The organism is Bacillus sp. 0102A, from assembly GCF_036765155.1.
GTDB classification, from domain to species: Bacteria; Bacillota; Bacilli; order Bacillales; family Bacillaceae; genus Bacillus; species Bacillus subtilis_G.
Genome location: NZ_JBAIZW010000012.1, coordinates 47,486 through 55,206, shown reverse-complemented (window position 1 = coordinate 55,206; position 7,721 = coordinate 47,486). Strand labels below are relative to the sequence as shown.

Annotated in this window: 9 protein-coding genes; all 9 read right to left on the bottom strand. The window is 43.4% G+C overall.

Annotated elements, in window-relative coordinates:
• Positions 1 to 281: 281 nt before the first annotated feature.
• A complete protein-coding gene (gene lysS / locus V6D41_RS20715; RefSeq protein ID WP_333519487.1) occupies positions 282 to 1,781 on the bottom strand; it encodes a lysine--tRNA ligase in 1,500 nt (499 codons plus the stop codon).
• 91 nt (positions 1,782 to 1,872) lie between these two features.
• Positions 1,873 to 2,874 (bottom strand): tRNA dihydrouridine synthase DusB, encoded by a 1,002-nt coding sequence (gene dusB / locus V6D41_RS20710; protein ID WP_333519486.1) that lies wholly within the window; start codon positions 2,872 to 2,874, stop codon positions 1,873 to 1,875.
• 13 nt (positions 2,875 to 2,887) lie between these two features.
• Positions 2,888 to 3,106, bottom strand: a complete 219-nt coding sequence (locus V6D41_RS20705) for a helix-turn-helix domain-containing protein (protein ID WP_014112324.1) — start codon at positions 3,104 to 3,106, stop codon at positions 2,888 to 2,890.
• A complete protein-coding gene (folK, locus tag V6D41_RS20700; RefSeq protein WP_148964478.1) occupies positions 3,058 to 3,561 on the bottom strand; it encodes a 2-amino-4-hydroxy-6-hydroxymethyldihydropteridine diphosphokinase in 504 nt (167 codons plus the stop codon). Before folK ends, V6D41_RS20705 begins: the two co-directional genes overlap by 49 nt.
• Positions 3,558 to 3,920 (bottom strand): dihydroneopterin aldolase, encoded by a 363-nt coding sequence (folB, locus tag V6D41_RS20695; protein WP_148964477.1) that lies wholly within the window; start codon positions 3,918 to 3,920, stop codon positions 3,558 to 3,560. Before folB ends, folK begins: the two co-directional genes overlap by 4 nt.
• A complete protein-coding gene (folP, locus tag V6D41_RS20690) occupies positions 3,913 to 4,770 on the bottom strand; it encodes a dihydropteroate synthase (protein WP_333519485.1) in 858 nt (285 codons plus the stop codon). The genes folB and folP overlap by 8 nt, the downstream gene beginning before the upstream one ends.
• Positions 4,752 to 5,633, bottom strand: coding sequence for an aminodeoxychorismate lyase (gene pabC, locus V6D41_RS20685; protein WP_333519488.1), 882 nt, complete (start codon positions 5,631 to 5,633; stop codon positions 4,752 to 4,754). Before pabC ends, folP begins: the two co-directional genes overlap by 19 nt.
• Complete coding sequence (gene pabA, locus V6D41_RS20680) at positions 5,633 to 6,217, bottom strand: aminodeoxychorismate/anthranilate synthase component II (RefSeq protein WP_148964475.1); 585 nt, start codon at positions 6,215 to 6,217, stop codon at positions 5,633 to 5,635. Before pabA ends, pabC begins: the two co-directional genes overlap by 1 nt.
• Positions 6,218 to 6,230: 13 nt before the next feature.
• On the bottom strand, positions 6,231 to 7,643 hold the full coding sequence (locus V6D41_RS20675; protein ID WP_333519484.1) for an anthranilate synthase component I family protein: 1,413 nt from the start codon (positions 7,641 to 7,643) through the stop codon (positions 6,231 to 6,233).
• Positions 7,644 to 7,721: the final 78 nt, after the last annotated feature.

The window sequence follows — 7,721 nt, the reverse complement described above, 5'->3', positions numbered from 1 at the left end:
GCTGTGCGATTTATATAAAAAATGAATTAACAGGTACGTTTTGTCTTGTTTAGTTTTCAAAGATCATTTTGTTCACTTCGTTTAAGCGACTTTATTATTATATCTCGTTAACTCAGTGAAGTCAATAACTTTTTTCAAAGTTTTTTTCGTTATCGCCTTGTTTAGCGGCAACGAATAATAATATACCACCTTGTAAATAATAGTGCAATAGTTTTTTTGAAGAAATACTTAAGAATTTAAAAAGAGCGACATCCCTTAAATAGAGATGCCGCTCTTCTTTATTAACGCTGTCTCATTTGTGGGAATAACAGCACATCGCGAATAGAAGGTGCATTGGTCAGCAGCATAACCAGACGGTCAATACCGATGCCTAAACCTCCTGTTGGCGGCATACCGTATTCCAGAGCTTCAACAAAGTCTTCATCCATTAAATGAGCTTCATCGTTACCGGCTTCACGTTCTTTTAATTGCGCTTCAAAGCGCTCTCTTTGATCAATAGGATCGTTCAGCTCAGTAAACGCGTTTGCATGTTCACGGCCAACGATAAACAGTTCAAAACGGTCTGTGAAACGCGGGTCCTCAGGATTTTTCTTAGCAAGAGGAGAGATTTCTACAGGGTGTCCGTAGATAAACGTTGGCTGAATAAGCGTTTCTTCAATTTTTTGTTCGAAGAATTCGTTGATGATATGGCCTACTGTCATAGAATCTTTTATCTCTACGCCATGTTCATTTGCGTATTCACGCGCTTGTTCAACAGAAACCTCTTCCCAGAAATCAACGCCAGTCGCTTCTTTGACCGCATCAACCATGTGGATTCTTTTCCATTCCGGTTTAAGGTCGATTTGTTCTTCCCCGTATTGGATCGTAGTTGTTCCAAGCACTTCTTGGGCGATATGAGCAACGAGGTTTTCAGTTAAGCTCATGATATCTTTATAGTCCGCGTATGCTTCATATAACTCAATCATCGTGAATTCAGGGTTATGACGTGTAGAGACACCTTCATTACGGAAAACACGGCCGATTTCATATACTTTTTCTAATCCGCCGACAATCAGACGTTTTAGGTGCAATTCGATTGCGATGCGCATATAGAGCGGAATATCTAACGCATTGTGATGGGTGATAAACGGACGTGCAGAAGCGCCCCCAGGAATGCTGTGCATTGTTGGTGTTTCTACTTCTAAGTATCCGTGATCATCAAGGTATCTTCTCATAGCTTGAATGATCTTGCTTCGTGCGATGAACGTATGTTTGCTGTCTGGATTTACGATAAGGTCCAAGTAGCGCTGACGATATCGCTGCTCAACATCTTTCAAACCATGGTATTTGTCAGGAAGCGGACGAAGCGCTTTTGTCAGCAATTCAAAAGAAGTTGCTTTAACAGATAATTCGCCTACATTTGTTTTGAAGACTTTTCCGGTTACGCCGATAAGATCACCGAGGTCAGAAGACTTGAAGACTTCGTATTGCTCGTCACCAACACTGTCTTTTCTTACGTAGATTTGGATTTGGCCTTCTAAGTCCTGAAGATGCGCAAAGCCGGCTTTTCCTTTGCCGCGTTTTGTCATCATACGGCCTGCGATTGTAACTTCAATCGCTTTTTCTTCCAACTCTTCTTTAGTTAGATCTTGATATGCCGAAATAACTTCCTGAGACTGATGAGTTCTCTCAAAACGTTCGCCGAACGGATCAATGCCGTTATCTCTCAGCTGATTCATTTTATCGCGTCTGACTTGCAGCTGGTCGTTCAATTCTTCATGGTTTTGCTCTTCTTGACTCATTGTTATCACTCCATTACAGATATTGTTTCATGAAAGAAGCAGAAAAACTGCCAGCACAAAACTGGCAGTGAGCAGCAAATAGAGGTGAGTATTATCCTACTTTTGCGTCTTGAAGCTCTTTTGCCTCAACTTCAACAGTAAATGCATCTAAAAGCTGTACAAGCTCTTCTCTTGTCTCGCAATGATTGATTTCATTACGAACATTTGCATTGCCTTTTACACCTTTTAGATACCAAGCAGCGTGTTTTCTCATTTCTCTTACCGCTACGTTTTCACCTTTTAAGTTAATCAGGCGGTCAAGGTGTAGTTTGCATACCGCCATTTTTTCGCGTACTTGCGGCTCTTCTTTTAATTCACCTGTTTCAAGGTATTGAACCGTACGGTAAATCATCCACGGATTGCCCAGTGCGGCCCGTCCAATCATGACACCGTCTACTCCTGTTTCCTCAAGCATACGCTTAGCATCTTGCGGCGTTTTGACATCTCCGTTTCCGATAACCGGAATCGATACTGATTGTTTTACTTCTTTGATGATGTCCCAGTTTGCCGTTCCTTCGTACATCTGAACTCTTGTACGGCCGTGGAGCGAAACTGCTTTCCCGCCCGCACGTTCTACAGCTTGTGCGTTTTTTATTGCGTAAATGTGGTCTTCATCCCAGCCCATTCTCATTTTCACTGTAACTGGTTTATCAACCGCATCTACTACTGCAGAAACCATTTCGTAAATCTTATCAGGATCGAGAAGCCATTTCGCTCCCGCATCACATTTTGTAATCTTTGGTACAGGACATCCCATATTAATATCAATAATATCAGCAGTTGTATTTTGGTCTACAAACTTTGCCGCTTCCACAAGGTTCTCCTTTTTTCCTCCGAAAATTTGAAGGCTGAGCGGTTTTTCACGTTCATCAATGTAAAGCATACCCATGGTTCTTGCATTGTTGTAAAGGATCGCTTTGTCACTGACCATTTCAGCGCATACCAATCCAGCACCGAATTCCTTTACAGTCAATCTGAATGCCGAGTTGCAGACACCAGCCATTGGGGCAAGCACAACACGGTTTTTCAATTCAATATCACCGATTTTAAACATTTTTAACCTCCCTTCATTTGTTATCTTTTTCTGGCGGCGCTAATTCGTCCGCGCTTATATTTAAAACATCTGCTGCACCCTGAATGATGGCAGCTGACGGCAATCGGTTTCCGCGTTCAATTTCGCCGAGAATAGAAACTGATATACCTAACGCTTTTGCAAATCCTTCTTGAGTATAACCTTTCAGCTTTCTGAATGCACGAATTCGTCTACCCCAGATTTCTGCTTCCATACTCTTACACCTTCTTGGTCTGTTTCCGCGCTTGTTGCCTCTTTTTCAACCTGCGGGCAAATTTCCGCAAGCGGAGCAAGGACAAACAAACGCTCATACATTCTTGGGTGCGGAACAATTAGTTGCTCTGTTTCAATATTTTCACGATTAAACAGCAAAATGTCAAGGTCTGCCGTCCGCGGTCCCCATCTTACTTCCCTTGTTCTGCCTAACTCATTTTCTATATACTGCGTCAGTTCAAGAAGTTCAAAAGGGTTCAGCGACGTCTTGATTTCAACAGCCATATTCAAAAATTCATCTTGATCTTCGTATCCGACCGGGTCAGTTTCGTAAATAGAGGATACTTTAGTCACTGTCACCGCATCATGCTGGTGCAGCAATGCCACCGCTTGCCTTAAATACGTTTCTCTATCTCCAATATTAGACCCAAGCGCAATATAAGCTATGTTGTTCATGATTTTTTTCTCGTGATTTCAACCGCTACTGATTTATAGTGTCCGGGAATTGGCGGATCGGGCTTAATGACTTTCACAGTACATTGCTGCACCGGCTGAAATTTCTCAAGAACAGTTTCAGCAATACGTTCCGCCAGCGTTTCCACCAATTTGACAGGCTCCCCTTCTACGATATCTTTACATACGTGATAGAGCTCAGCATAGTTGATCGTTTGTTCAAGGTCGTCTGTTTGTCCTGCTTTGCTTAAATCCAGCTCAGCGGTTAAATCAACTTTAAACCGCTGACCAAGCTTATTTTCTTCTTCGAACACACCGTGATATCCATAAAACTCCATGCCTTCCACATAGACCTTATCCATGGTGCTCCCCTCCCTTATTCAGCATCGCGTCCATCATTTTCGCCATTCTGGCAATTTGTTTTACGTCATGGACCCTGACAATGTCACAGCCTTTTTGAATGCCGAGACACACAGTCGCACCTGTGCCCTCAGTCCGCTCCTCAGGCGGAAGATCCAGAACACGTCCGATGAATCTTTTTCGGGAGGTTGCCAAAAGCACCGGATACCCCAGTCCGCTGAAAATCTCGAGTTTGTTCATCACTGCCAAATTATCGTGATAGGTTTTCGCGAAACCGATTCCCGGATCAAGAATGATGTTCTTCTCCTCCACACCGGCCTCAACAGCGATTTTCACACTCTCCAATAAGTCCGATAGCATATCAGGTAATAAGTCATTGTAATTTCTCTCTGGTCGGTTATGCATGAGAACAATTGGAACATTGTGTTCAGCTGCAATAGAAGCCATCTTCGGATCATGTTTCGCTCCCCAAATATCATTGATGATGCAAGCGCCGGCTTTAACAGCTTCATCTGCGACAGAAGCCTTGTACGTATCTACAGAAATCGGCACGCCCAGTTCTTTTGTGATCCGCTGAATCACAGGAATCACTCTGGACATCTCCTCATCCTCTGAGACATACTCGGCGCCGGGCCTTGTGGATTCTCCTCCGATATCAATGATATGGGCACCGTCCTCGATCATCTCTTTCGCGTGCAGCAGCGCCTTGTCCAAGCTGTCATATTTTCCGCCGTCTGAGAAAGAGTCAGGCGTTACGTTTAAAATACCCATTACCAGTGTCTTCTCTTTATATGATAAAGCGCTGGGCTTAGTGTGGATTACTTGTGTTTGGTCTATCGTTTGCCGCGCCATTCTCTTCCTCCCTTTTCATGAATCATGCTCTTTATTTCTTTTTTGTAAAGCGTTTGAAGAGCAGAAGCTGCTTCTCCGCTTTGGCCCGCATAGTTTACTTCTTCTATTTTAGTAAACGGGATGATTTCCAGAATCGAGTTTGTCATCCACGCTTCGTCAGCTGTCAAAAGAGTTTCCAGCTCGTATCGGCCCGTTTTAAGCTCTAGTCCTATTTTCTTTGCATTTTCAATGACAAAACGTCTCGTGACGCCGTCCAGAATACCTGTGTTAATTGACGGAGTGTAGATGCAGCTCCCTTTTCTCCAGAAAACATTCGATATGATGCCCTCCGCGACAGCTCCATCCTCCGTTAAGAAAATCCCTTCGACACGCGGATCATTTCCGATTTCCCTTTTCGCATACATATTATTTAAATAATGATGAGATTTTAACCGGAACGGCCCTTCTGGTGTGTTTCTGCGTATCGATAAAACCTTACCTTCTTTTTGGAATGGAAGGCTTTCTGGTTTTAGCTGGTTCACAATGCATAAAACGGTTGGGTTATCGTAAGTCTGGGCAACAAAGCCTTTATCGCTGATTCCGGCTGATATGTTCAATCTGACGCGGGCATTGCCATCCCTGATATCATTCAGCCAAAGCAGCTTGTCCAGCATCTCAAGAATCTCATGCTTTGAAACAGTATATTCGATTTGCAGATCCTGAAGCGCACGCTCAAGCCTTTCTATATGCCAATCAAACAAAAATGGGCAGCCTTCATAGAGCCTGAAGGTTTCGAAAACACCGATCCCATATAAAAATCCATGGTCAAAAGGAGAAAGAACTGCATCTTTCTCCTCTATATACCGGCCGTTAACATATATCATCACGCAATAACTTCCTTGCGGTATGTCTCAATGAAATTTCTGAGCATTTCTTTCCCAAAGGAGGTCATAATAGACTCCGGGTGAAATTGCACGCCCTCTATCGGGAGGTCATTGTGGCGAATCGCCATGATTTCTCCTTCTTTCGTTTGGGCTGTTACTGTAAAACAGCTTGGCAGCGTCTCAGGTTTTACGATCAGCGAGTGATAACGAGTCGCGACAAGGGGGTTTTTCAAACCTCCAAAGATTGTCTTGCCATCATGCTCGATATCCGAGGTTTTTCCGTGCATAAGCCGCTCTGCCCTCACCACGTCACCGCCAAACACTTGTGCGATGGACTGATGTCCGAGGCATACACCGAAAATGGGAATTTCCCCTGCAAAATGCTTAATTGCTTCAAGACTGATTCCTGCCTCATCGGGGCTGCACGGTCCCGGTGAAATCATCAGAAAATCCGGAGACAGTTCGTCTATTTCTTCGATCGTGATATCGTCATTGCGTTTCACAATCAGTTCTTCCCCAAGCTCGCCCAAATACTGCACCAAGTTGTACGTGAATGAATCGTAGTTATCAATCATTAAAATCATTTCTCCGCTCACCTCATCTGATTTTTGTCTCTGCTTTGCTCAGCTCTAACGCCTTTTGCATCGCAAAAGCTTTTTTGAATGATTCTCTGTATTCGTGCTTTGGAACAGAATCAATCACAACTCCTGCGCCGGACTGCATGAATGCCTGCCCTCCGGTTGCATAAATGGTTCGAATGACGATATTAAACTGCAGATCGTTGTTATATCCAAACCACCCTATAGATCCAGTATAAAGCCCGCGGCGTGTCGGCTCAAGCTCTTCTATAATTTCCATCGTTCTTACTTTGGGAGCACCTGTAATGGTCCCCCCGGGAAATACAGCATGAATAATATCCACAGCATCATATCCATCCTGCAGTTCACCTTGCACGTTAGACACAATGTGCATTACATGCGAGTATTTTTCAATGGCCATGAATTCATTTACGCGCACGGACCCGTACCGTGATACTCTTCCCAAGTCATTTCGCTCAAGATCAACCAGCATGACATGTTCAGCACGTTCTTTTTCATTGTGGATCAATTCGTTTACGAGTGCCTTGTCTTCTTCATCGGTTTTCCCTCTGGAACGAGTGCCTGCAATCGGTCTCGTCTCTAATAATTTGCCCTTTTTGCTGACAAGCAGTTCAGGTGATCCGCAAATGATTTGGAAATCAGGTGTTTCCAAATATGACATATAAGGAGAAGGATTTACTTCTCTCAAGGCTTTGTAAATTTGATATGGGTGGGCAGACATTGACTGTGACTGCCTAATTGATAGATTGACTTGAAACACATCTCCGCTGGCAATGTATTGTTTAATTTTCTCTACAGCTTGCGAGAATCCATCCTCGGTAAATGGCGCCGCGAAGGAACCGTCTGTTTCATGCTTCAAATCTCGCGAAGGGACAACCTGAAGCTCAGCCAGCCACATTCGCTCCAGCTCAGATAACTTTACGTCCGCAGATTCGTGATTAGAACCATTAACATGAGTAATCAGCCACAGAGACTCTTCTTGATGGTCATAAACTGCTATATCATCAAAAACAAGAAAATAAATATCTGGCGTTTCCAAGTCATCTAGTGAGAGCATTTTAAAGTTTTCAATGTAACGTGCGTAATCATAGCTGAGAAACCCGATTGCCCCGCCTTGAAAATCTGGAAGCTCGTGATTTGTTTCTGTTTCCAGCGTTTTAAACCAGCTATGGAAGGCTCGTAATGGATCACCTTCTTTAAACAGTATTTCATCTCCATGCTTAATCGTGGTAATCCCGTCTTTTCCTTTTACTGTCGCAATTGGATCAAGACCGGCTATACTGTATCTGCCGCCTCTTGCACTTTCAAGCAGCACATGCTGTTTTTTGGATCGCGCAAGTTTCTCAAATTGTTGTAAGAATGAATCTTTTTGAAAAGGTACTTTTTTGCCTGCCGGTCTGCGTTGTGCCATTTATATCATTCCTCTATTTTCTTTTTTGCTTGTTTTTTATTGTAAAGCAATCTTGTTAGTGAAAAAAGTGAATTTCTC